Source organism: Streptomyces luteosporeus, from assembly GCF_039532865.1.
Taxonomy (GTDB): domain Bacteria; phylum Actinomycetota; class Actinomycetes; order Streptomycetales; family Streptomycetaceae; genus Streptomyces; species Streptomyces luteosporeus.
The window spans coordinates 167,864-191,044 of record NZ_BAAASL010000014.1 but is presented as its reverse complement, the minus strand read 5'-3'; the positions used below and the strand labels follow the sequence as shown (position 1 = coordinate 191,044).

The 23,181-nt window shown below is 72.9% G+C and carries 23 protein-coding genes and 1 pseudogene; 15 read left to right on the top strand and 9 right to left on the bottom strand.

The annotated features are described in order from the left end of the window. Positions 1 to 104, top strand: a pseudogene (locus tag ABD361_RS19970) (IS5/IS1182 family transposase); the annotation flags it as partial. 113 nt (positions 105 to 217) lie between these two features. On the opposite strand, the gene ABD361_RS19965 reads toward ABD361_RS19970, so the two are convergent. The 7 genes from ABD361_RS19965 to ABD361_RS19935 all read right to left on the bottom strand — a co-directional run bounded on the left by ABD361_RS19965 (position 218) and on the right by ABD361_RS19935 (position 7,471). Then, the gene (locus ABD361_RS19965) at positions 218 to 385 is read right to left on the bottom strand and encodes a hypothetical protein (RefSeq protein ID WP_344436639.1); all 168 of its coding nucleotides are present in this window, start codon (positions 383 to 385) and stop codon (positions 218 to 220) included. Between the two features lie 188 nt (positions 386 to 573). Beyond that, entirely contained in the window at positions 574 to 969 is a 396-nt protein-coding gene (locus tag ABD361_RS19960) for an SCO4983 family protein (RefSeq protein WP_344436640.1), read from the bottom strand. A gap of 66 nt (positions 970 to 1,035) precedes the next feature. Then, positions 1,036 to 2,244: a pyridoxal phosphate-dependent aminotransferase gene (locus ABD361_RS19955; protein ID WP_344436641.1), complete on the bottom strand. Its 1,209-nt coding sequence runs from the start codon at positions 2,242 to 2,244 to the stop codon at positions 1,036 to 1,038. A gap of 84 nt (positions 2,245 to 2,328) precedes the next feature. Next, a complete protein-coding gene (locus ABD361_RS19950; protein WP_344436642.1) occupies positions 2,329 to 3,930 on the bottom strand; it encodes an N-acyl-D-amino-acid deacylase family protein in 1,602 nt (533 codons plus the stop codon). A gap of 80 nt (positions 3,931 to 4,010) precedes the next feature. Continuing rightward, positions 4,011 to 5,303: an amino acid deaminase gene (locus tag ABD361_RS19945; protein ID WP_425583257.1), complete on the bottom strand. Its 1,293-nt coding sequence runs from the start codon at positions 5,301 to 5,303 to the stop codon at positions 4,011 to 4,013. 84 nt (positions 5,304 to 5,387) lie between these two features. Beyond that, positions 5,388 to 5,960: a hypothetical protein gene (locus ABD361_RS19940; RefSeq protein WP_344436643.1), complete on the bottom strand. Its 573-nt coding sequence runs from the start codon at positions 5,958 to 5,960 to the stop codon at positions 5,388 to 5,390. A 170-nt stretch (positions 5,961 to 6,130) separates the two neighbouring features. Then, complete coding sequence (locus tag ABD361_RS19935) at positions 6,131 to 7,471, bottom strand: M14 family metallopeptidase (RefSeq protein WP_344436644.1); 1,341 nt, start codon at positions 7,469 to 7,471, stop codon at positions 6,131 to 6,133. 228 nt (positions 7,472 to 7,699) lie between these two features. On the opposite strand from ABD361_RS19935, the gene ABD361_RS19930 reads away from it, so the two are divergent. Further along, the gene (locus tag ABD361_RS19930; protein ID WP_344436645.1) at positions 7,700 to 8,536 is read left to right on the top strand and encodes a S1 family peptidase; all 837 of its coding nucleotides are present in this window, start codon (positions 7,700 to 7,702) and stop codon (positions 8,534 to 8,536) included. Between the two features lie 238 nt (positions 8,537 to 8,774). Here the strand turns inward: ABD361_RS19930 and ABD361_RS19925 are convergent, their stop codons facing one another. Next, positions 8,775 to 10,427: a chitinase gene (locus ABD361_RS19925; RefSeq protein ID WP_344436646.1), complete on the bottom strand. Its 1,653-nt coding sequence runs from the start codon at positions 10,425 to 10,427 to the stop codon at positions 8,775 to 8,777. A gap of 325 nt (positions 10,428 to 10,752) precedes the next feature. Here ABD361_RS19925 and ABD361_RS19920 point away from each other — a divergent pair, with 325 nt between their 5' ends. The 13 genes from ABD361_RS19920 to ABD361_RS19860 all read left to right on the top strand — a co-directional run bounded on the left by ABD361_RS19920 (position 10,753) and on the right by ABD361_RS19860 (position 22,960). Beyond that, a complete protein-coding gene (locus ABD361_RS19920; RefSeq protein ID WP_344436647.1) occupies positions 10,753 to 11,691 on the top strand; it encodes a hypothetical protein in 939 nt (312 codons plus the stop codon). Between the two features lie 106 nt (positions 11,692 to 11,797). Next, positions 11,798 to 12,520: a Flp pilus assembly protein CpaB gene (gene cpaB / locus ABD361_RS19915; protein WP_344436648.1), complete on the top strand. Its 723-nt coding sequence runs from the start codon at positions 11,798 to 11,800 to the stop codon at positions 12,518 to 12,520. Positions 12,521 to 12,537: 17 nt separating this feature from the next. Beyond that, on the top strand, positions 12,538 to 14,154 hold the full coding sequence (locus tag ABD361_RS19910; protein WP_344436650.1) for a CpaE/TadZ family protein: 1,617 nt from the start codon (positions 12,538 to 12,540) through the stop codon (positions 14,152 to 14,154). After that, a complete protein-coding gene (locus ABD361_RS19905; RefSeq protein ID WP_344436651.1) occupies positions 14,154 to 14,633 on the top strand; it encodes a TadE/TadG family type IV pilus assembly protein in 480 nt (159 codons plus the stop codon). Before ABD361_RS19910 ends, ABD361_RS19905 begins: the two co-directional genes overlap by 1 nt. Then, complete coding sequence (locus ABD361_RS19900) at positions 14,630 to 16,009, top strand: TadA family conjugal transfer-associated ATPase (RefSeq protein ID WP_344436652.1); 1,380 nt, start codon at positions 14,630 to 14,632, stop codon at positions 16,007 to 16,009. Before ABD361_RS19905 ends, ABD361_RS19900 begins: the two co-directional genes overlap by 4 nt. A gap of 11 nt (positions 16,010 to 16,020) precedes the next feature. Then, the gene (locus ABD361_RS19895; protein ID WP_344436654.1) at positions 16,021 to 16,968 is read left to right on the top strand and encodes a type II secretion system F family protein; all 948 of its coding nucleotides are present in this window, start codon (positions 16,021 to 16,023) and stop codon (positions 16,966 to 16,968) included. A gap of 19 nt (positions 16,969 to 16,987) precedes the next feature. Continuing rightward, positions 16,988 to 17,878 carry a DUF5936 domain-containing protein gene (locus ABD361_RS19890; RefSeq protein WP_425583266.1) on the top strand — a complete coding sequence of 297 codons (891 nt, stop codon included), beginning with the start codon at positions 16,988 to 16,990 and terminating at the stop codon, positions 17,876 to 17,878. A 297-nt stretch (positions 17,879 to 18,175) separates the two neighbouring features. Beyond that, positions 18,176 to 18,337 carry a Flp family type IVb pilin gene (locus ABD361_RS19885; protein WP_344436656.1) on the top strand — a complete coding sequence of 54 codons (162 nt, stop codon included), beginning with the start codon at positions 18,176 to 18,178 and terminating at the stop codon, positions 18,335 to 18,337. Beyond that, positions 18,334 to 19,020: a pilus assembly protein TadG-related protein gene (locus ABD361_RS19880; RefSeq protein ID WP_344436730.1), complete on the top strand. Its 687-nt coding sequence runs from the start codon at positions 18,334 to 18,336 to the stop codon at positions 19,018 to 19,020. Before ABD361_RS19885 ends, ABD361_RS19880 begins: the two co-directional genes overlap by 4 nt. A gap of 85 nt (positions 19,021 to 19,105) precedes the next feature. Beyond that, entirely contained in the window at positions 19,106 to 19,666 is a 561-nt protein-coding gene (locus ABD361_RS19875) for a hypothetical protein (protein WP_344436657.1), read from the top strand. A 1-nt stretch (position 19,667) separates the two neighbouring features. Continuing rightward, positions 19,668 to 20,303 carry an OmpA family protein gene (locus ABD361_RS19870; RefSeq protein ID WP_344436658.1) on the top strand — a complete coding sequence of 212 codons (636 nt, stop codon included), beginning with the start codon at positions 19,668 to 19,670 and terminating at the stop codon, positions 20,301 to 20,303. Between the two features lie 55 nt (positions 20,304 to 20,358). Beyond that, positions 20,359 to 21,930: a S53 family peptidase gene (locus ABD361_RS19865; protein ID WP_344436659.1), complete on the top strand. Its 1,572-nt coding sequence runs from the start codon at positions 20,359 to 20,361 to the stop codon at positions 21,928 to 21,930. Positions 21,931 to 21,940: 10 nt separating this feature from the next. After that, positions 21,941 to 22,960, top strand: a complete 1,020-nt coding sequence (locus tag ABD361_RS19860; RefSeq protein ID WP_344436660.1) for a hypothetical protein — start codon at positions 21,941 to 21,943, stop codon at positions 22,958 to 22,960. Positions 22,961 to 22,981: 21 nt separating this feature from the next. Here ABD361_RS19860 and ABD361_RS19855 read toward each other — a convergent pair whose 3' ends face one another. Continuing rightward, complete coding sequence (locus tag ABD361_RS19855) at positions 22,982 to 23,173, bottom strand: hypothetical protein (protein WP_344436661.1); 192 nt, start codon at positions 23,171 to 23,173, stop codon at positions 22,982 to 22,984. Between the last annotated feature and the right edge of the window lie 8 nt (positions 23,174 to 23,181).

The window sequence follows — 23,181 nt, the reverse complement described above, 5'->3', positions numbered from 1 at the left end:
GGTTGAAGATCTACCGGGCCGTGGCCACGCGTTATGACAAGAGGGCGTACGTCTTTCACGGCACCGTGACCGCTGCAGCCGTACGCCTCTGGCTGCGCTCCTGACCCGCCGGACAGACCCTAGGGCGTGTCTGAGGGACGCCACTTTGGGCGATCTTCGCACGCCCTCAGCCAACTACCTGGTCGTGGGGCCACGGCCTCGGGTCGCGTTCGTTTCGTCAGCTAGAGCGCTGCGGTGGGTCTTCGATAGTGTCCTCAAAGCTTTTTTTGACCGACTCTACCCACTTCGGGGTATCCCCTGACTGGCTACGCAACGGGTCATCCTGCTGCTCCGCCTTCTCCGCGGCCTGCTGATCCTCGTTCTGTCTCTCGTCCTTCGCGCCCATGACGTTTCCTCCTAGAGAGCTCAGGAATTCGGGTTACGACCAGTCTCACAAATGCGACGGTGCACCGCACTTCGATCAGTGACGCTCCATACGCCTCCGAGCTTCACATGGTGTGTTGTTCAAAAGGCGGCCCGACGCAGCAGTAGTGCGGCGCGCCGTGAGAGCCGTGCTGACCCATCGGACACGCCCTAGGGGTGGTGCCCCACGCGGATGCCCAGGGCCTCCGCGTGGGCGTGCAGGCGGGCGGCCGCCAGGGTCGTGGCGCGGGTGTCCGCGCGCTGGGTGGCGACGACCAGGGCCTGGCCCGCCAGCATGTGGGCGCGCTGGTGCAGCGCCGGCCGCGTGGCCACGCCCGCCGTCGGCTCGGCCCGCAGCGGGCGGTGGTCGCTCAGCCGCTCGATCTCCGCGGTCAGGCGCGCCGCCGCCTCGTCCAGTGCCGGTGACGGCTCCAGGGCCCGCAGCTCGTCGGTCACCGTGAGCAGGGCGGTGAAGTGGCCGGCCAGGCGGTTGTCCAGTTCTTCCGCGCGGCTGCGGTGGGGCCCGTGCGCGCGGACCGCGTGGCTGGTGCGGGTCGGCTCGTACATGGATGGCCTCCTGAACTACCTCTGAAGGCCATCCTAACTTAGACAGCGTCTAAATTGACGTCCGGATCATTGTCCGTAGCCGTCCAGGAAGTTCCCGATCCGGGTCACCGCGTCCGCCAGGTCCTTGGCGTTCGGCAGGGTGACCAGGCGGAAGTGGTCCGGCTCCGGCCAGTTGAAGCCCGTTCCGTGCACGACCATGATCTTCTCGGCCCGCAGCAGGTCCAGCACCATCTGCCGGTCGTCCTTGATCTTGTAGACCTTGGGGTCCAGCCGCGGGAAGGCGTACAGCGCACCCTTCGGCTTCACGCACGTCACGCCCGGGATCTGCGTCAGCAGCTCGTGCGCGACGTCGCGCTGCTCCAGCAGCCGGCCGCCCGGCAGCACCAGGTCGGTGATCGACTGCCGGCCGCCGAGGGCCGTGGCCACCGCGTACTGGGCGGGCATGTTGGCGCACAGCCGCATGTTCGCCAGGATCGTCAGGCCCTCGATGTAGCTGTCGGCGTGGGCCTTGGGGCCGCAGACCGCCATCCAGCCGCTGCGGTAGCCGGCGACCCGGTACGCCTTGGACAGGCCGTTGAAGGTCAGCGTCAGCAGGTCGGGGGCGAGGGCGGCGGTCGGCGTGTGGGTGACGCCGTCGTAGAGGATCTTGTCGTAGATCTCGTCGGAGCAGACGATGAGGTTGTGGCGGCGGGCGATCTCCGTCAGCCCGCGCAGCATCTCCTCGTCGTAGACCGCGCCCGTGGGGTTGTTGGGGTTGATGATGACCAGCGCCTTGGTGCGGTCGGTCACCTTGCTCTCGATGTCGGCCAGGTCCGGCATCCAGTCCGCCTGCTCGTCGCAGCGGTAGTGCACGGCCTTGCCGCCGGCCAGCGACACCGACGCCGTCCACAGCGGGTAGTCCGGGGCGGGGACCAGCACCTCGTCGCCGTCGTCCAGCAGCGCCTGCATCGACATCTGGATCAGCTCGGAGACGCCGTTGCCGAGGTAGACGTCCTCGACGGTCAGCTCGATGCCCTTGGTCTCGTAGTGCTGCACCACCGCGCGCCGCGCGGCGAGCAGACCCTTGGCGTCGCCGTACCCGTGGGCGCTGCCGACGTTGCGCAGCATGTCTTCGAGGATCTCCGGCGGGCACTCGAAGCCGAAGATCGCCGGGTTGCCGGTGTTCAGCTTGAGGATGCGGTGACCTGCTGCTTCCAGCCGCATGGCCTCCTCGAGCACCGGGCCACGGATTTCGTAGCAGACGTTGGCGAGCTTGCTTGACTGGATCACCTGCATGACGGCCACCATACGGGCCCGCCGCCCGGGTCGCCCGCGGTTTCTCCTGCGACTTTCGCCCCACGCGCCCCGCCCTCGGAGGCGTCAGCTCCGGGTGCGGGGACGCCGCACGGCGCGGCCCGCCAGGACGTCCGTCCGGCGGCCGTCTTCCATCACAAAGCGTCCGGCAATCAGGACATAAGGAATGCCGGTCGGAAGCGTCCGAGGGGCTTCGAAAGTGGCGCCGGCGGCCACGGTCCGCGGATCGAAGAGCACGAGATCCGCGCGGTGTCCCTCGCGCACGAGGCCCCGGTCCGCCAGCCCCAGCCGGGCCGCCGGACGGGACGTGAGATGCGCCACGCACTCCTGCAGCGAGAGGACGCCCAGCTCACGGACGTAGTGGCCGAGGTAGTGCGGAAACGTGCCATAGGCGCGCGGGTGCGGCTTGGCGCCGTGCAGGATGCCGTCGCTGCCGCCGGTGTGCACGCGGTGCCGCATGATCGTACGGACGTTCCCCTCATTGCCCACGTGGTGCAGGATCGTCGGGCCCAGGCGGTCGTCGATCAGCAGCTGCCGTACGAAGGCCCACGGCTCCTGCCCGTCCGCCCGGGCCGCAGCGGCGACCGTCCGGCCCGCGTGGCGCGCGTGGCGGGCGTCCGCCACGCCCGAGATCTCGACCGTGTCCCAGTCCACGGGCAGCCCGTGGCAGCCGTCCGACCCCGACACCTCCAGGGCGTACCGGATCCGGGCCGCCGCCCCCTCGTCGCGCAGCCGCGCCACCACCGCCTCCGGGCCGCCGGCGCCCGCCCAGCCGGGCAGGAGGGAGGCCAGCGTCGTGCAGCCGGGCGTGTACGGGTAGGTGTCGAGCGAGACGTCCACGCCGTCTGCGAGGGCCGAGTCGATCAGGGCGAGGAGCTCGGGGGCGCGGCCGGCGTTGACGGGGAAGTTCATGACGGCGTGCGCCAGGTGCAGCGGACACCCGGCCTCCCTGGCGACGGCCAGCGTCCGCGCGTACGAAGCGAGCGCGCCGGCACCGTACGAACGGTGGTGCGGGCAGTAGTAGCCGCCGTACGCCGCCACGACACGGCACAACGCGACAAGCTCCGTGTCGTCGGCGTACATGCCGGGCGCGTACGTGAGCCCGGCCGACAGGCCCATCGCGCCCTGCGCCATGCCGCGGGCCACCAGGTGCTTCATCCGGGCCAGCTCGGCGGGGGAAGGGGGACGGTCCTCCCAGCCCACGACGAGGGCGCGCAGAGTGCCGTGCGGGAGGAGGTAGGCGGCGTCGACGGCGATGCCGCGGTCCAGGTGGTCCAGGTAGGCACCGACGCTCGGCCAGCCGGCGTCCGCAGCGGCACCGTTCCAGCCGGCGATCTGGGTGCGGATGCCGTCGGCGGTGCGGGCGTCGACGGGCGCGTACGACAGGCCGTCCTGGCCGAGGACCTCCAAGGTCACGCCCTGGGCCACCTTCGCCACGTGGGCGGGGTCGGTGAGGAGGGCCAGGTCGCTGTGGGCGTGCATGTCGATGAAACCGGGGGCGAGGGCGAGGCCGGTGGCGTCGAGGATGCGGCGGGCGGAGGGACGGGGGCCGGTGCCGGGGCGATGGACCTCGGCGATCCGGCCCCGGCTGATGCCGACGTCGGCGGGGTAGGGGGCGGTGCGGCCGGTGCCGTCGACGACGAGGGCGTTGCGTATGACGGTGTCCACGGGAGGGGTTCTTCCCCCGGCCCCGCCCCCGGACCCCCGGCGGGGTCGTCAGAAGGCGGGCTCGTCGGAAGGCGGAGTCGTCAGAAGAACGTGCGCACCAGCGACGTCACCGTGCCGTCGCCTTCCACCACCGGAATCATCGGCCACTTCTCGAACACCGTGCACGGGTGCGAGATGCCCAGGGCCACCCAGTCGCCGACCTCCAGGGGCGTGGCGTCCGGCGCCACCTCCACGAACGCGTGCTGGTCCGCCAGGCGCAGGACCGTCAGGCCCTCGGCCGGGCGAACCGAACCGTCGCGGGCCGAGCGGACGAGCTGGGGCTCGGGCAGGCCGAGGTCGTAGGAGACGTCGCGCTTGCCCGCGTTGAGGTAGGCGCGGCCCGGTTCGGGGCGGGAGACGACCTGGGTCCAGACGTGGAGGGCCGGGCGCAGGGCGCCGCCCGCCGGTTCGGGGAGGCGGTTGAAGGGGGTCTTCGTCCGGTACTGCCCGTCGTCGTGCGTGACGTACGCACCGGAGCGCAGCAGCTTGAGCACCGGTGCGGACAGCTGCGGCAGCTCCGCGAAGACCTCGGCGACGGCGTCGAACCACGAGCTGCCGCCCGCGCTGACGACGATCTCGTCGAGGCCGGCGAAGCGGCCGGCCTCGTCGAGGGCGACGGCGAGGCCCGTGAGGCGGTGCAGCCACGCCCGTACGGCGGCGCCGTCCGCGTCGGGGATCTCCGCCTCGTAGCCGGCGACGCCGACCAGGCGCAGGGTGCCGGTGGCGGCCACTGCCGCGGCGACGGCCTCGCACTCGGCCTCGGTGCGCAGGCCGGTGCGGGCGCCGTCGGAGCCGAGTTCGAGGACGACGTCGAGGGGGCGCGCGGCGCCGGCCCCGGTCAGGGCGGCGTCCATGAGTTCGACGCCGCGCAGGGAGTCGACGTAGGTGACGAGCCGGAAGCCGGGGTCGGCGGCGAGCTCGCCGGCCAGCCAGCGCAGGGCGGCGGGGTCGACGACCTCGTTGGCGAGGAAGATGCGGCGGACGCCGAAGGCGCGGTAGACGCGGGCCTGGGCGGGCGTGGCCGCGGTGATGCCCCAGGCGCCGCGTTCGAGCTGGCGGGCGAAGAGCTGCGGGGCCATGGTCGTCTTGCCGTGCGGGGCGAAGGCGAGGTCGTGCTCGCCGGCGTAGCGCTCCATGACGGCGAGGTTGTGGTCGAGGGCCTCGGCGGAGAGGGTGAGCACGGGGGTGGTGAAGCCCCCGGTGAACAGGGAGCGCCGTTCGGCGGCCAGCTCGCCGGCCGTCGTGCCGTCGGCGTCGGGCGGCAGGCCCTTGAAGCGGTGGTCCAGCCGTTCGTCGTCGAGGCGGGCTACGGCGTCGGCGGCTATGGCAGCCAAGGGGACCTCCCATTGTCTCACGTGCAGTGCGTCAGCAGTGCGTCAACGGTACGCAATGTTCCGGAAAGGTCCCCGCGGCGTCCGTCAGACGGACCAGCGCTCGCGCATCGACAGGACGGTGTCGCCCTTGTCGTTCAGCGTGATCTCGTAGATGTTGCCGTAGCAGGCGTAGGGCTGCTTGACAACGTTGTAGTCGTTGCGCAGGCAGCCGTCGATGTGCTTGGAGAGCTCCTCGCGGCTCACCGCCTTGTACTGGCCGGGGCCGGCGCTGAGGGCCAGTTCGCCCTTGACGTCGGCGGGGATCTTGTAGCCCTTGGGGTCGCCCTCGCCGTGGTAGATCCAGTCGTTGGGCGTGCACTTCGGCTTGGCGTCCATGGCCTCGATGGCGCCGGCGTCGCGGTGCAGGCCGACCTGGATCATCTTGGTGCCGGCCGGCAGCGTGGGCGGCTTGCCGCAGTCGCCCTCGCCGCCCTTCGCGCCGTGGCCGCCGTGGTCGCCCTTGGGGTTCTGCGCCTGCTGGCCGGCGGAGGTGGCGCTCGACGACGTGCCCTCCGCCTTGTCCTCCTCCTCGGGCCCGCAGGCGGTGAGGCCGCCGCCGAGGGCGGCGATGAGTGCAACGGTACCGATGGCGCGCCGGGCGGAACGCGTGCGGAACATGAGGAACTTCCCCCGTATGAAGAAATTTTGCGTGGTCATGATTGACCGACGACGAGTTCTACATCAGGGAGGCCATCAAGATCCAATCGGGATGGTGGTCCCGACGGCGGTCCCCGGCGCCGGTCGTCGCGGACCGGCGCCGGGCGGGCGTCCGCTGCCGTACGCGGGCGTCAGCTGCAGTACTGCGCCGCCTTGCCGATCGAGCGGTACATGCAGTCCGCGTTCTCCAGCAGCTGCAGCACGGCCTCCCGGTTGCGCGCCGTCTCGCGGTCGATGACCTCGTCGGGCGGGTAGAAACCGCCGCCTGCACCGCTTTCGTCCGGGTACATCTCGAAGGTGTAGGCGAAGACCTTCTGGGTGCCCCACAGCCAGTCGTCGATCGACCCGTCGGTGATGTACAGGTCGCTGGACTGCTCGGGCTTGTAGCCGTTGCTCGCGGCCATGGACTTGCCGACCGTGGCGAAGGCGTCACGGTCGTCCTGCGTCATGCCGGGCGCGGTGTCGTCGTACGTCCAGCCGAACGGCCACAGCACCAGCTCGCTGTAGGTGTGGAAGTCGATGGCGGCCTTGATCTGCTGCTTGCCGCCGACGACCCGGCTGCGCACGAAGTCCGCGACGACCTTGACCTCGGGCGCCGACTCGGCGGCGCGGCCGCGGTAGGTCTCCGAGCCGGGGCTGCCGGAGGAGCCGCCGCAGCAGCCCCACTTGTAGTCCCAGTTGCGGTTGAGGTCGGTGCCACGGCTGTTGGAACCGGCGTTCGGCTGACGGTTCTTGCGCCAGCTGCGGTACGAGCCGGTGGCGATGTCGTACTCGCCGCCGTCGGGGTTGAGGTCGGGCACGATCCACACCACGCGGCTGTCGAGCATCTTCGTCACCCGTGCGTCCTTGCCGTACTGGGTGCCGAACTCCTTGAGCAGGTACAGCGCCATCTCGACGGTCAGGTGCTCGCGGGCGTGCTGGTGGTGGGTGAAGAGCACCTCGGGCTTGGCCGCGCCGGTGGGGGTCGTGCGGGTCGCGTTGTTGGTGACCTTGACGGCGACGATGTCCCGGCCCTCGTAGGACTTGCCGATGACCTGCTTGCTCATGAGGTTCGGGTGGGCGGCGACGTCCGCGTCGATCTCCGCCGTGGCCTCGGCGTAGTTGTGGTACTTCGCGTCCTCCGGCGGGAAGTCGAACGGGGTCGCGGTGCGCCCGCCGCTGCGGTCGGGCGGGCCGGGCAGTTCCCGTACGGAGTAGCCCAGCTGCCGTACGCGCTCGGCCTGGGCGGCGTCGGCGGTGATGACGACGGAGCGGTCGCGCACGGCGTCGATGGCGACGCCGGTCCGGGCGATCACGGTGCGCTGGGCGGCGGTGCGCGGCCCGGTGACCTCGTACGCGTGCGTCGTGGGGTCCTTGGCGGAGTGGGACGACGCGGGGGCGGCCAGGGCGAGGGTGAGCAGGGCGGCGGTGGCGGCACCGGCCCATCTGCCGTAGCGCCTGCGGGTGGGGGAGTGGGGGGCGTGCGGTCGCATGCTGCCTCCTGCAGGGGCGTCCGTGCGACGAGTGAGGGGGGTTCGGTCCGGTACGGACCTTTTCCAGTGTTCGAGGAGTGACATGCGCAGGTCAATCATCCGGCCCGGGGGAAACAAGCCAACTTCTCCATCTCTTCAGACCGGTTGATTGCCGGGTGGTACCACCAGCCCCAACAATGCACATGTCAAACCTCGGTTCGGACCGCATAACGGAGAGGACCACCCCCCATGAGACGACCTCTCGTCGGCGCGCTCAGCACGCTCCTGCTCGCCGGTGTCACCGTCGCCGGCACGGGCACCGCCACGGCGCAGACGCCCAAGCCCCCCGCCAAGGCCGTCGACTTCGCCGGCACCGTAGCGCTCAGCAACTGCTCGGGTTCGCTGGTGCGCATGCCGAACTCGGCCGACGGCGACCCCGCTCTCGTCATGACCAACGGCCACTGTCTGGAGACGGGGATGCCGGGCCCGGGCGAGGTCATCACCGACCAGCCCTCCAGCCGCACCTTCAGTCTGCTGAACTCCACCGCAGGCAAGGTTGCCACGCTGCGCGCCGTCAAGGTCTCGTACGCCACGATGACCGACACCGATGTCACCCTCTACCAGCTGAACACCACGTACGCGAGCATCAAGCAGCGGTACGGCATCAGCGCGCTGGCCCTCTCCGGCGACCACCCCGCCACCGGCACCTCCATCAAGGTCGTCTCCGGCTACTGGAAGCGCATTTACTCCTGCAACGTCGACGGCTTCGTCCACGAGCTCCGCGAGGGCGACTGGACCTGGAAGGACTCGCTGCGCTACACCCCGTCGTGCAACACCATCGGCGGCACCTCCGGCTCGCCCGTCGTCGACACGGCGACCGGCAAGGTCGTGGCCATCAACAACACCGGCAACGAGAACGGTGAGCGCTGCACGGAGAACAACCCGTGCGAGGTCGACGAGAACGGCAACGTCACCGTCCGCCAGGGCATCAACTACGCCCAGGAGACGTACGGCATCACCAAGTGCATAGCCGCCGGCAACAAGGTCGACCTCGACCTCCCCGGCTGCACGCTGCCCAGGCCGTGACGCGGCGCAGGCCGTGACATCGCGGTGCCGGTCCGGCGCGCCGCCGGACCGGCACCCCGGCGCCCTGTAGGGGCGCGGGGAACTGCGCGATCGGCCACCGGCGGCCCGCAGTCGATGTGCCGCTCCGGGGGTCGGGGGGAGCGCGGCCGGTGCTCCGTCTGCAGGCGCGTCGTGGCGTGTCGCGCAGTTCCCCGCGCCCCTAAGGGGCGTACGCCCCTTGCGGGGCGCGGGGTGCCCCCTACGGCAGTGCGTGCACGTGTGGGCCCACCGCGCCGGACCACGCGTTGCCGGCGCTCGCGTCCCAGTTCGTCGACCAGGTCATCGCACCGCGGATGTCCGGATACGTACGGGCGGGCTTGAAGGATCCGCAGCCCGTCCCCGTGGCCAGGCAGTCCAGGGCGCTGTTGACCACCGAGGGCGCCACGTAGCCGCTGCCCGCGCCGCGCGGCGAGGCGGGTACGCCGAGGCCGACCTGCGAGGGCGCCAGGCCGCCCTCCAGCTGGATGCAGGCCAGCGCGGTGAGGAAGTCCACGGAGCCCTGCGCGTAGACCTTGCCGTCGCAGCCGTTCATCGAGCCGGAGTTGTAGTACTGCGTGTTGACGACCGTCAGGATGTCCTTGATGTTCAGCGCGGTGCGGAAGTACGCGGAGGACGGCGACTGCATGTCGATCGTCTGCGGCGCCATGGTGATCACCAGCTTGCCGCCCGCCTTGGCGGACAGCGAGCGCAGCGCCTGCGACATGTAGGTCGGGTTCAGCCCGTTCTCCAGGTCGATGTCGACACCGTTGAAGCCGTACTTCTGCATCAGCGCGTACACGCTGTCGGCGAAGTTCGCCGCCGACGCGGCGTCGTTGACGGAGACGGTGCCGCGCTCGCCGCCCACCGAGATCACGACCGACCGGCCCGCCGCCTGCTTGGCCGCGATGTCGGCCTTGAACTGCGCCTCGGTGTAGTGCAGTGCCGGGTCGAGGCCGAAGGTGACCGCGCCGGGGGTGGTCGTGGCGTCCGAGAAGGCGACGGCGATGATGTCGTACGCGGCCGGCACGTCGGAGATCCTCTGCACGGTCGCGCCGTTGTCGAAGTTCTGCCAGTAGCCGGTGACCGCGTGCTTCGGCACGCCGGGCGTGCCGCCGCTGCCGCCGGAGGTCGTCACGGTGACCGCGGCCGACTTCGCCGACTCGCCGCCGGGGCCGGTGGCCGTGACCTGGAAGCGGTACGCGGTGGCGGCGGCCAGGCCGGTGACGGTGGCGGAGGTGCCGGTCACCGACAGCGCCCTGGCGCCGTCCTGGTAGACGGTGTAGCCGCTCGCGCCGGGGACGGCGTTCCACGACAGGGCGACGGAGGAGGCGGTGACCGCCCCGGCCGCCAGCTCCGCGGGCGCGTCGGGGACGCCCGGCCCCGGGTCGCCGCCGCCGGGGCCGGTGAGCACGACGTCGTCGGCCGTGTAGGCCGGCTGCCCGTACCAGCCGTGGGTGTACACGGTGACGGACGTGGTCGTGGGCCCGGTCGTGAAGCTTGTGGTCAGCTGCTGCCAGTCGGTCGCGGCCGGCGTCCAGGCGGAGACGTCCGTGGTCCCGGTGCCGCTCGCGCCCAGGTACACGTAACTGCCCTGCACCCAGGCGCTGAGCGTGTACGAGGAGTTGGGCTGCACGCTCACCGTCTGCGCGCAGCGGGCGTTGCCCGAGGCCGACGGCGCGGCGTGCAGCGCGGCCGTACCGGAGTGGACGGGGGAGCCGGTGGTGGTGCCGCTGTCGTCGGTACAGGACCAGCCGGACAGACCCGACTCGAAACCGGGGTTGCGGACGAGGTTGGCGTCGGCGTGCGCGGCCGGTGCGCCGGCGGCGCCGAGGCCGGCCAGGGCGAGGGACGCGGCGGCCAGGGCACCGCGCAAGCGGCGCGTGGGGCGTCTGTGACTGCCAATGCGATGCACTACTGCCTCCGGTGGGAAGGGAGTTGAGGTAGGTGCCGGATGGTCGTGAGAGGGCGTGAGGGGGGTGCGGTGACGACCGTCCGAGGCGTGGGGATGGTGTGGAGGATGGTTCAGACCAATCCGCCCGTCAAGGGCCCGGACGCCGGACCACCGACGGGTGGGGCAAACCTCGAAGAACGGTTCTCAGCCGCTCCGATCGTGGATAAAGTGCGGAGGCGCAAGCAGTGGGCAGTATCGATCTGCGACCGCCGGAGCCCCCGCGGCCGGAGTGAACGGGGAAGCCGACGTGCCGATTGCGATAGCGGTGACCAGTTCCGACCTGGTGCTCCCCCCGACCGAGGGGCCCGCACCGGCCGCCGTCGTGCTGCAGCCGCCCGAGGCGCAGCCACTGGAGACCGCCGTCACCCAGGCCGCCGAGCTGCTCCGGCAGTGCGGCCACCTCGTCGTCCTGTACCCCGACTCCCTGCCCGCCGGCCACGTGCGCCGCCTGCACACCGTGCGCGCACTGCTGGAGAGCACCCGCGTCGCCCTCCTGCCGCTCGCCCTGCCCCCGCTCGCCGTCGCCGTCCTGGCCCGCCAGTTACGGCAGTTGTCCCTGTCCGACCTCGGGCCCGGCGTGCTCGCCTCCGCCGCCCGGCTGCTGACCCACTACGTCCACGCCGGCGCCGAACTGCCCTCCCTCGCCCGGCTCGACCGCATCGACGTCCCCCTCGGCGCCCACCTGACCTCCCTCGTCCCCGGCGCCCGCTTCGGCGTCCTCGTCCACCCCGGCCGGCAGCTGGTGCGGGTGGGCGCCGAGCAACCGCCCGACGGCCCCGCCTTCCCCACCCGGCTCACCGTCGCCCGCGGGCGGCCCCGCCGCGACGAGGACTGGGTCACCGGCACCCTCGCCCCCCACTGGCGGGTCCACGGCGTCCAGGAGATCGCCCCGCTGCCCGCCGCATCGCAGCGCTGGTGGGGCACCCACCGGGCCGTCGAGTTCGCGGCCGCCATCCCCGACCCCTCCGTGCTCTACCAGCTCATCGCCTCCGTGCGCCGGGAGCAGTGCCGCTGGTGCGGGCTCGAACTCATCGGCGACCGCTGCGGCTTCTGCTCCGCGCCCGTCGCACGCGCCGCCGCGCTCCCCGCCGCTCCCGCCACGGCCGCTCCCGCTACGGCCGCCCCCGCGGCCCTCGGCCCGCCGGCCGGGGCGCGCCACGCGGCCCCGACGGGCTCCGCCCGCTGAGGCGGTCCGCCGTGCCGCAGCCCCCGCTCCCGCACACCGCCGTTCCGTACACCGCAGTGCCGTACACCGCCGTTCCGTACGAGGCCCGAACGAGGTCGGTCGTCCCATGAACTCACGCCAGCGACGCGGGGTCCTCCTGCTGCTCCTGTCGGCCCTGTGCGCCCTCGGCGCCGTCACCGGGGTGTTCTCGGTGATCCAGGACGCCGAGGCCAAGGTCGGCCCCGAGACCACCGCCTACCGGCTGCGCACCGACGTACCCGCCTACCGCGACCTGCCCGCCGACGCGTTCGAGAAGATCTCCATGCCCCGGCGCTGGCTGCCCGCCACCGCCGTCACCGACCTCGCCGCCGTCCGGGGGAGGATCGCGGTCACGCCGCTGCACAAGGGCTCGCTGCTGCAGGAGGACATGCTCGTCGCCCGCCCGGCGCTCGCCCCCGGCCGGCAGGAGATCGCCATCATGATCGACGCCGCCACGGGCGTGGCCGGCAAGATCCGCCCCGGTGCCAAGGTCAACATCTACGCCACCTTCGACGCCAAGGACCAGGGCGCCAAACCCGTCTCCCGCGTCATCGTCAGCGGCGCCCAGGTCATCGACGTCGGCAAACTCACCCCCCTCGCGCGCGACGGCGACAGCCGCTCGGGCGGGGCCACCACCCGGCAGCCCGGCGAGGCCGTACCGATCACCTTCGCCCTCGACACCAAGGACGCACAGCGCGTCGCCTACGCCGAATCCTTCGCCTCCCACGTACGACTCGCGCTCCTCGCCCCCGGCGGCGAGGAGACCGTGCCGCCCGGCGACCGCACGTACACCCTCGACGTGGACAAGTGAACGGAGGCAGGCCACCGGTGACCATCACCATCCTCCCCGCCGTCGGCGACCCGGACACCGACCGCCTCCTCGGCGATCTCCTGCTCCGGCTCCCGGGCGTGCGGCCCCTGCAGAGCGTGGGCGACTCCGCCCGCCTGCTCGACACCCTCGCCGTCCTCGGCGCCGGCCCCCTCGACGACCTGCCCCACGTCGTCCTGGTGCACGAGCGCATCGGACCGGTGCCCGCCCTCGAACTCGTCCGCGAGATCGCCCTGCGCTTCCCCGCCACCGGCGTCATCCTCGTGACCGCCGACGCCGGCCCCGCGCTGTACGCCGCCGCCATGGACTGCGGCGCCCGCGGCCTGGCCGTCCTGCCGCTCACCGCCGAGGACCTCGGCGCCCGCGTCCAGGCCGCCGCGCACTGGGCCGCCGGCGTCCGGCGCCATCTCGGCGGCGGCGAGGCCGGCCCCGCGGCCGCCGGCGGCACCCCGCCCGGCGGCACGCTCGTCGCCGTCGCCGGCGCCAAGGGCGGCGTCGGCACCACCGTCACCGCCGTCCAGCTCGCCCTCGCCGCGAGCGCCGCCGGGCGCACCGTCGCCCTCGCCGACATGGACCTGCAGTCCGGCGACGTCGCCTCCTACCTCGACGTGCAGTTCCGGCGCTCCGCCGCCGACCTCGCCGGCATCAGCGACATCTCGCCGCGCGTCCTGCAGGACGCCCTCTACCCCCACCCCGCCGGAGTGGCCCTCCTCCTCGCCCCCGCCGAGGGCGAACGCGGCGAGGACGTCGGCGACCTCGCCTCCCGCCAGATCACGGCCGCCCTGCGGGCCCGCTACGACGTCGTGGTCGTCGACTGCGGCACGCAGATCACGGCAGCCGGCGCGGCGGTCATCGAGACCGCCGACGTCGCCGTGCTCGTCACCACGCCGGACGTGGTGGCCGTACGCGCCGCCAAGCGCATGGTCAGGCTCTGGGAGCGGCTGCGCATCCGTACGCCCGAGGAGACGACCACCGTGGTCAACCGCCACACCCGCCACGCCGAGATCCAGCCCTCGCTCGTCGCCCGCACGACGGGCACCCGCACCGCGCGCACGACCGTCCCGGCCGGCTACAAGGAACTCCAGGGCGCGGTCGACGCGGGCCGCATGCAGGACCTGGACCCGCGCTCGGCGGTACGGCAGGCCCTGTGGGCACTGGCAGCGGAACTCGGCCTGACCGCGCCGCCGCGACGGCGGCACGCACTGGAGGCCGCACGCGGCGGCACGGGCGCCGATCAGCTCACGCCCGTCCCCGCGGGCGGCCGCTTCCGGCGGCGGTTCGGCGACCGCGGCCAGACGACGGTCGAATTCGTCGGCATCCTGCCGCTGATCCTGGTGGCACTGGCCGTGATCTGGCAGTGCGTCCTGGTCGGCTACGCGTACTCCCTCGCCGGCCACGCGGCCGACAAGGCCGCACGAGCGGGCGCGGTGGGCCGCGACTGCGCGGCCGCCGCGCAGGCCGACCTGCCGGCCGAATGGCAGACGGATCCGCGATGCGGCGCGGAGGGCCCGGTGTACCGGGCGACGGTACGGGTGCGGGTGCCGGTGCTGTTTCCGGGGGCGGTGAACCTGCCGTGGAGCGTGACGGGGACGGCGGGCGTGGCGCGGGAGGATTGATGCGGACCGTCCATCCAGCCCGTCCGGCGTTTGAGGACCGGGGGTCCGGGGGCGGAGCCCCCGGTTTCGGGAAGGGGCGGGGCTGGGGAGAAGCCCGCCGCAGGCGCAGCCGCGACGCCGGCTCCGCCTCCCTCGAGTTCCTCGGCTTCCTGCCGCTGCTGCTCGTCGTCGCCCTCGCCGCCCTCCACCTCGGCCTCGCCGCCTTCGCCGCGCAGCAGGCCGGCATCGCCGCCCGGTCCGCGGCCCGGGCGGCCACGGCGGACGATCCCCGGGGCGGCAGCCCCGCCGCCGCGGCGCGGGCCGCCGTGACCGGTTGGGTCGCCGGCCGGGCGGCGGTCGACGCGGCCCCCTGCCCCCCGGCGGCGGGCGCCGCCACCGCCACCGTGACGGTCGACGTGCCCGCCCTCCTCCCCGGCACCGGCTTCTCCGTGACCCGCACGGCCACGATGGCGTGCCCGGCGCAGGGGGGCGCCCCGTGAGCCTGCGCGCCCGTATGCCCGCCGCGCCCGCGGCCCCCGGCGCCCGGGAGGCCGTGGCGGCCCACCTGGTGCCGGTGTACCGCACGAAGCTGCTGGAGGAGATCGACCTCGCCGAGATGTCGGCGCTGACGGCCGACGAGCGGCGGTCGCGTCTGGAGCGCGTGCTGGGGCACATCATCAGCCGTGAGGGCCCGGTGTTGTCGACCGCCGAGCGGGACCGGTTGATCCGGCGGGTCGTGGACGAGGCCCTGGGCCTGGGTGTGCTGGAGCCGTTGCTGGAGGACCCCTCGGTCACGGAGATCATGGTCAACGGCCCGGAGCACGTCTTCGTCGAGCGGGCCGGCCGGGTCGAGCGCGTGCCCGTCCGGTTCGCTTCCACCGAGCAGTTGATGCAGACGATCGAGCGGATCGTCTCGACCGTCAACCGCCGTGTGGACGAGTCGAATCCGATGGTGGACGCCCGGTTGCCGACCGGGGAGCGGGTCAACGTCATCATCCCGCCGCTCGCCCTGGACGGCCCCACGCTCACCATCCGCCGCTTCCCGCGCGCCTACACGCTGCCGGAGCTCATCGCCGTGGGCACGCTGGACGAGCAGATGGTGGTGCTGCTGTCGGCCCTGGTGCGGGCGAGGTTCAGCCTGGTGGTGTCCGGTCCGACCGGTGCCGGCAAGACGACGCTGCTGAACGCGCTGTCGGGGCTGATCCCGGACGGGGAGCGCATCATCACCGTCGAGGACGCCGCCGAGCTGCAGTTGCAGCAGTCGCATGTCATCCGGCTGGAGTCGCGCCCGCCGAACGTGGAGGGCAAGGGCCGCATCACCATTCGCGACCTGGTGCGCAACTCCCTGCGCATGCGCCCCGATCGCATCATCGTCGGCGAGGTGCGCGGTGGCGAGACGCTCGACATGCTGCAGGCCATGTCGACCGGTCACGACGGTTCGCTGGCCACCGTGCACGCCAACAGTGCCGAGGACGCGCTGATGCGGCTGCGGACCCTCGCGTCCATGTCGGAGGTGAAGATCCCGTACGAGGCGTTGCGCGACCAGATCGACAGTGCCGTCGACTGCCTCGTGCAGCTCGCCCGGCACCCGGACGGCACGCGCCGCATCGCCGAGATCGCCCTGCTGGAGCCCGGCCACCGCCTGGTGACCGTGGCGCGCTTCGAGGCCGAGCCGATGGGCGCCGACCGGCTCGTGCGCGGGGGGTTCGTGCACCTGCCCCTGCCCGCACGGGCCGCCGAACGGCTCCGGCTCGCGGGCGAGGCCGTCCCCCCGGCCTTCGCGGCCACCGGAACGGCCACGGGAACGGCCACCGGCGCGGCAACCGGAACGGCCCCAGGACCGGCCACCGGGCCAACCACCGGAACGGAGAGGTGAGGCACCCGCCCATGGACCACTCGGCACTCCTGACCACCGCCACCACCGGCGCCACCCTGCTGTGCGGCGCCCTCGCCGTCACGGGCGTACGGGCGTACCTCACCGGGCGCGACCGGCACCAGGCCCTGGTCGAGCGCCTGACGGACACCGGGCCCCCGGCGCCCGCCGGGCGCGGGCGGCCCTTCCGCCGCGTCGACCGCCGGCTGCGCGCCACCCGCGCCGGGCGGCGGCTGGAGCACCGCATCGCCTCGACGGGGCTGGACGTGACGGTGGGCGAGTTCGCCGCGTACACGGTGGTCGCGGCGGCGGGGCTGTGGCTGCTGGCGGCCACGTTCCTGGCGCCGTTCTTCGGGCCGCCGGCGGCGGTGGTCGCCGTCTGGTCGGCGCACGGCTTCCTGGCCTGGCAGCGGCGCAAACGGATCGAGAAGTTCATCAACCAGCTGCCCGAACTCGCCCGCATCCTCGCCAACGCCACCCAGGCCGGCCTCGCCCTGCGCACCGCCCTGGGCATGGCCGCGGAGGAGATGGAGGCACCGGCCGGCGAGGAGCTGGCCCGGGTCGCCGACCGGCTGGCCGTCGGTCACTCCGTCGACGAGGCCCTCGGCGAACTCGCCGACCGGCTCCCCTCCCGCGAGCTGGTCGTCCTCGTCACCACCCTCGTCCTCTCCCACCGGGCCGGCGGCACCGTCGTCACCTCCCTGCGCAACCTCACCGCCACCCTGGAGGAGCGCAAGGAGACGCGGCGCGAGGTGCGCACCCAGCTCTCGCAGGTGACCGTCACCGCCTACGTCGTACCGCTCATGGGCCTCGGCACGCTCCTGCTGATGGACCGCATCGCCCCCGGCTCGCTCGACCGGATGACCGCCGACTGGTGGGGCCGTACGGCGGTGGTCGCGGCGTTCGCCCTGTACGGGGCTGGGTTCTTCCTCATCCGCAGGCTCTCGAAGATCGACGTGTGAGGAGTCGCCGATGGAGCCGATGACGGCCCTGCTGCTGGCCCTCCTGGCGGGCGTGTCCGTCGCGGGCGCCTGCTACGGCATCGCGCTGCTGCGCAGCGACGCGCGGCTGCCACCGGACCTGGCCGTCGCCCTGGAGGTCGGCGCGAGCCGTACGACGGCCGTGGGCTCCGCCGTCGACCGTCTCGGCATGCGCTGGGCGCCGCTGGTGCTGCGCCTGATGGGCGACAAGCGCGTGGCCCGGGTGCGCCGTCGGATCGACCGCGCCGGCAACCCGGGCGGCCTGACCGTCGACCGCTACGCCGCCCGGCGCGCCGTCTACGGCGCGCTCGGCTTCGGCGGGGCCCTGGTGATGCTCGCCAAGGGGCAGCCGGTGGCCGCCGTGCTGCTGGTGGCCTTCGGCCTGTTCTGGATCGAGATCGGCATCCGGGTCGCCGTGCGCGAGCGGCGCGACGCCATCGAGCGCACGCTGCCGGACTTCCTGGACGTCCTCGCCGTCGTCGTCAGCGCGGGCCTGGGCTTTAGGCAGGCGCTGGACCGGGTGGCCGAGCGCTACGAGGGCCCGTGGGCCGACGAACTGCGCATCACCCTGCGCCAGCTGGACATGGGCGTCGGCCGGCGGCAGGCCTTCGAGGAGCTGCGCCGGCGCAACGACTCCGAGCAGGTCGCCCGGTTCGTCACCGCCCTGCAGCAGGGCGAGGAGCTCGGCACCCCCATCGTCGACACGCTGATCGGCATCGCCACCGACATGCGCCGCACGGACGCCCAGCAGGCGCGGCGGCGGGCGGCCCGGGCCGTGCCGAAGGCGACGATGGTCATCACGACGTTCATGGTCCCGGGGACGATGATCCTGCTGATCGCGGGGTTCTTCCTGGGCTCGGGCACCGACTTCGGCTCCATCACGGGGGATTGAGCATGCCAGGACCGGTGAGAGGAGAGTCGCCCGATGGCGAACGCGTCCCAGCACACCCACATATCCCCCCACCACGCAGCGCCCTGTTCGGAGCACGGGCCGCAGGCCGGCACGGCGGCGGCCGGGCAATTGCGCGAAGACCGTGAAGGGCCTTCGCGGCTGCAACGCGATATGGGACAGTCGTCGTCCGAAGGCGTCGCCGCCGAGCGGGGGTGAGTCCCATGGTGTCCCAACTTCCCCGCAGGGGAAGGCAATGGGCTCGTACGCACACAGTCGAAGCCTCCCGAGGAGGGAATCATGAGGGGCAACCGCCGGTGGCAGGACCGGGGCCAGACGTCGATCGAGTACCTCGGCATCATCGCGGTGGTCGTGGCGATCATCCTGGTGCTCACCACCACCGACTTCGGCACGATGATCGCGACTGCGATCACCAACCAGATCAGCAAGATCACCGGCTGAGCGCCGGGCCCCGTCCGCACCGCGACGCGGGCCAGGCGTTCCCCCTCTACATCACCGCCGTGGCGGCCCTGCTCTTCCTCGCCCTGGCCTTCTACGCGGTCGGCCGGGCCGGGGCACTGCGCAACAACGCCCAGACCGCGGCCGACGCCGCCGCCCTGGCGGCCGCCCAGGACTACCGGGACCAGCTGCGCACCGGCTTTCTCGCCGCGCTGGGCACCGGCACCGGCTGGGCCGACTGGCTGGCCGGCCGGGGCGCGCGGGACGGACAGGCGTGCGCGGCGGCCGACACGTACGCGGGCGCCAACGGCGCGCGCTCCGGGATCAGTTGCGGGCCCGGCAGTGCACCCGGCTCGTTCACCGTCACCGTGACCTCGCAGCGCACCGTGGGGGACTCCGTCGTCCCCGGTACGCAGGCGCGGCACGCGACGGCGTCGGCCGAGGCGGTGGTGGAGCCGCGCTGCACGGCGGCACCCGCCCCCACGCCGACCCCCACCCCCACTCCCACTCCGTCCGCCTCCGCCTCCGCCTCCTCGACGGCGTCCCCCGCGCCGCCCGGTCCCGGCACGGGCGGCGGTGGCGCGGTGCGGCTGCTGTGCGGCGGCAGCGTGCTCGTCGTCGGCCCCGGGCAGCCCCCGGCGGGCATCCGGGCCGCGGACCTGTTCGCCGTGCGGCTCACCGAATGAGCCGGACGGGGTCGACGCGCGCGCCGTACGAGCCGAACGACCCGTACGCCCCGAACGACCAGCGACCAGCAAAGGACCAGCGACCATGACCTCGCGGATCGCCGGAGCAGCAGCCCTCGTGACAGTGACAGCAACAGCCCTCGCCCTCGCCGGATGCGGAGGCGGGGACGACGCGGGGAAGAAGAACATCGACCTGCAGTCGGCCGGCAGACCCACCACGGGTGCCGGCGCCGCGCCCACCCCCGCCCCCACCGCCGTGCTCGGCGAACTCAAGGGGCCCGAAGGGGTGGTGGTCACCCTCACCTCCGCCGTGCGCGACAAGGGCGGCTTCCTCACCGTGGGCGGCACGGTGACCAACCGCGGCACCAAGCCCTACACGCCCGTCGCCTGGCGCTCGAAGGAGACGGAGATCAAGTCGCAGTCCTCCGTCTCCGGGGCGTCCCTCGTCGACCCGGCCGGCCGCAAGCGCTACCTCGTCCTGCGCGACACCGACGGCGAGTGCCTGTGCACCACCGGCCTCGTCGGCATCCGGCCGGGCGAGAGCCGCGCGGTCTACGCCCAGTTCCCCGCACCGCCCGCCGCCGTCACCGAAGTGGACTTCCAGCTGCCGACCATGCCGTCCGTCCGCATCAGGATCTCGGGGTGAGATGGCCGTGCCGACGCACACCCACGCCCGTACGGCGGTGCTCACCGCCGCGACCGTCCTCGCGCTGTCCGCACCCGCGGCCGCCGCGCCCGCCGTCGCGGCCGGGCCGGGCACCGCACCCGGCACCGCGCCGGGTACCGCCGCGCCCGTGCGCACCGACCCCACCGCCCCCGGCCTGAAGCTGCGCCGCGGCGCCCGCCTCGCCCCGGGCCGCGTGCTCGACGTCAAGTCGGTCGTCGAGACGGACGACGGCGGCGAGCGCCGCGTGGACACCAACACCGACGTCACCTTCGCCCTGCAGGCCGAGGTCCTCTTCGAGAAGGACAGCTCCGGCCTCGGCCCGGCGGCCGTCTCCCGGATCCGTACGATCGCCGACGAGGCCCGCCGGCAGCACGCCACGACCGTGCGCGTCTTCGGCTTCACCGACGACCTGGGCTCGACGGACCACGGCACCGCCCTGTCCAAGGAGCGCGCCAACGCGGTGCAGCGCGAACTGGCCAAGGACCTCGGCTCCTCCGCCGTCCACTACGAGATCCGCGGCTACGGCGAGCAGTACCCCATCGCCGACAACGCCACCGAGGAAGGGCGCCGCAAGAATCGCCGGGTGGAGGTCACCTTCCCCCGCGGCGGCAGCTGACCTGCCCTTTTGGTGCTGAGTTGTAGCCCTTTGCCGCAGCGCGAACACTGAAATCATGACCAGGAACCACATGGTCGGCCTCCCGGACAGCGCGCGCGCCCCGATCGCGGACGCCCGCGCCCTCGGGCCGGTCGACGATTCCGAGCAGATCGAGGTCACCCTCACGCTGCGGCGCCGCGCCGACGTCCCCGCCGGTCTCGTCCAGGGGCCGGAGACCGTCTCGCGGGACGAACTGGCCGAACGCTACGGCGCCGACCCCGCCGACGTGGACCTCGTACGACGCACCGCCGAGCAGCACGGGCTGGAGACGGTCGACGCCCCGCACCCCCGCCAGGTCAAGCTCAAAGGCCCGCTCGCCCGGATCCGCGAGGTCGTGGACCCCGGGGCGATGGAGCGCGTCGAGAGCCCCGATCCGGCGACCGGCGGCCGGACCGAGCACCGCCAGCGCGAGGGCGAGCTGCGCATCCTGCCCGAGTGGGAGAACGTCGTGGTCGGCGTGCAGGGCCTGGACGACCGGCCGCAGGTCCGCCCGCACTTCCGGCGCATGCGGGCGGCCGCGCCCACCTCGTACGCCCCCTCCGACCTGGCCCGCGTCTACGACTTCCCGCAGGGGACGGACGGCACCGGGCGGACCCTGGCGCTCCTGGAATTCGGCGGCGGGGCGGAGCAGCACGACCTCGACGCGTACTTCTCCGGCCTGGGCATCAGCCCCGCCCCCGCCGTCGTCCCCGCCGGCATCGGGGGTGCCGGGAACGCCCCCGACGGCAACCCCGACGGGCCCGACGGAGAGGTGATGCTCGACATCGAGGTGGCCGGCGCCCTCGCACCCGGGGCCCGTCAGGTGGTCTACTTCGCCCCGAACAGCGCCCAGGGCTTCGTCGACGCCCTGGCCACCGCCGTCGCCGCGGACCCGACTCCCGCGGCGGTCAGCATCAGCTGGGGTGCCGCCGAGTCGAACTGGACCGCCCAGTCCAGGAACCTCTTCGACGAGGCACTGGTCGACGCCGCCGCCCTGGGCGTGTCCGTCTTCGCCGCCTCCGGCGACGACGCCAGCACCGACGGTGCGGCCGACGGCAGGCCGCACACCGACTTCCCCGCCTCCAGCCCGCACGTCGTCGCCTGCGGCGGCACCCGCCTGGACGCCGACCCGGTGCACGGCACCGTACGGTCCGAGACGGTGTGGCACACCGACGGCCAGGGCACCGGGGGAGGCGTGAGCCACGCGTTCCGGCTGCCGACCTGGCAGTCCCAGGCCGGAGTGCCGACCGTGCCCGGCCACCCCGCCGGGCGCGGAGTGCCGGACGTCTCCGCCGTCGCCGACCCCGAGACCGGCTACGAGGTCCTCGTCGACGGTCAGCCGCAGGTCGTCGGCGGGACGAGCGCGGTGGCACCGCTGTGGGCGGCCCTCGCCTGCCGCCTCTCCGAGGCCCTCGGGCGCCCCCTGGGCCTGCTGCAGCCCCTGCTGTACCCGGGCGCGATCCCCGGCCACACGGCTCCCGGGTTCCGCGACATCACCCAGGGCGACAACGGCCACTTCACCGCGGCGAACGGCTGGGACGCCTGCACCGGCCTCGGCTCCCCGAACGGCGCCGAACTCCTCGACCGGCTGCGCTCCGTCCCGGCCTGAGGGGCCCGTCATGTCCGCGCCCCACCTCGATCCGGACGCCGCAGGCGACGTCGCCGCGAAAGGAAGCTCGCAGGCGTGGCGCCAGCGGGTGAGCGCACACATCGCCCACCTGCAGGCGCAGATGGACCGGATCACCACGCAACCGCTCCAGCCCGAGGACGCCGCGCTCGCAAAGAAGGCCAACGCGCATCTGGCAGCAGCGCGAAACGCCGTGAACTACCATTCCCGGTCCGCGAAGAGCGCAACGATCGACCGGATATTTTCGAACATCCACAAGGCCGAGGTGAAGATCGTGCGCCTCGTGCCGAGGGACGAACTCCGCTGGTACGGCATGGTCGTCCTCGCCCAGGCGCGGCAGCACCTCGGCTCCGAGGATCCTCGGCTCAGAGCCCTCGAAAGCGAGCTGAAGACGTCCAACAATCAGCTCGGCCTGCACATGAGGGAGCTGGCCATCAGCACGCTCCTGGCGGCACACGACGCGGAGGAGACGGAGCGTGCCCGGGTGCGCAGCTTCCGCAACATTCTGCTGATTTCGGTGATAGCGACCGGTCTGATCGCAGCAGGGTTCGTCATCTGGGGGTACGCCGCACCGCACGTCGTCCCCCGCAACCTGTGCTTCGAGCAGCCGCCCACCCCCGACAACCTGCACCCGGCCGTCGCCTGCCCCGTCGGCCCCCACGCCTCCGGACGCGACGTCCTGCTCGTGGAGCTGTCGGGCCTCGGCGCCGCGGCCCTGGCCGGGGCCATCTCGCTGCGGGACATCCAGGGCACGACCACGCCCTATTCCGTCCCCATGATGCTGATCCTGCTCAGGCTCCCCGTCGGCGCCCTGGCCGCACTCTTCGGGATCTTCCTGATCCACGGCGGCGTCGTCCCCGGCCTGACGGCCCTGGACAACGGCCCCCAGATCGTCGCCTGGGCGGTCATCTTCGGCGTCCTGCAGGAATCGGTGACTCGCCTGATCGACCGGCAGGGCAAGAAGGTCCTGGACAGCGCGCGCGACTCCACGCGAGGAGTGGAGGCAAAGTGACCGCCCTCCGGGCCCGGCACGTCACAACAAGTGATCGGCCTTGCCGGCTTTGATGTCGCGGATGAGGGTGCGGAGTGCTTCGCGGGTGTCGGTGAGGTAGTGGTCCTCGTCTCCGGCGACGGCTATGTAACCGTTGCCGGCCTCGTCCGTGCCTAAGCGGAAGCAGTTGTTTCCTGCGCCACAGAACGGGGCTTCCCAGGTGATGCGGTCCATGGTGAGTG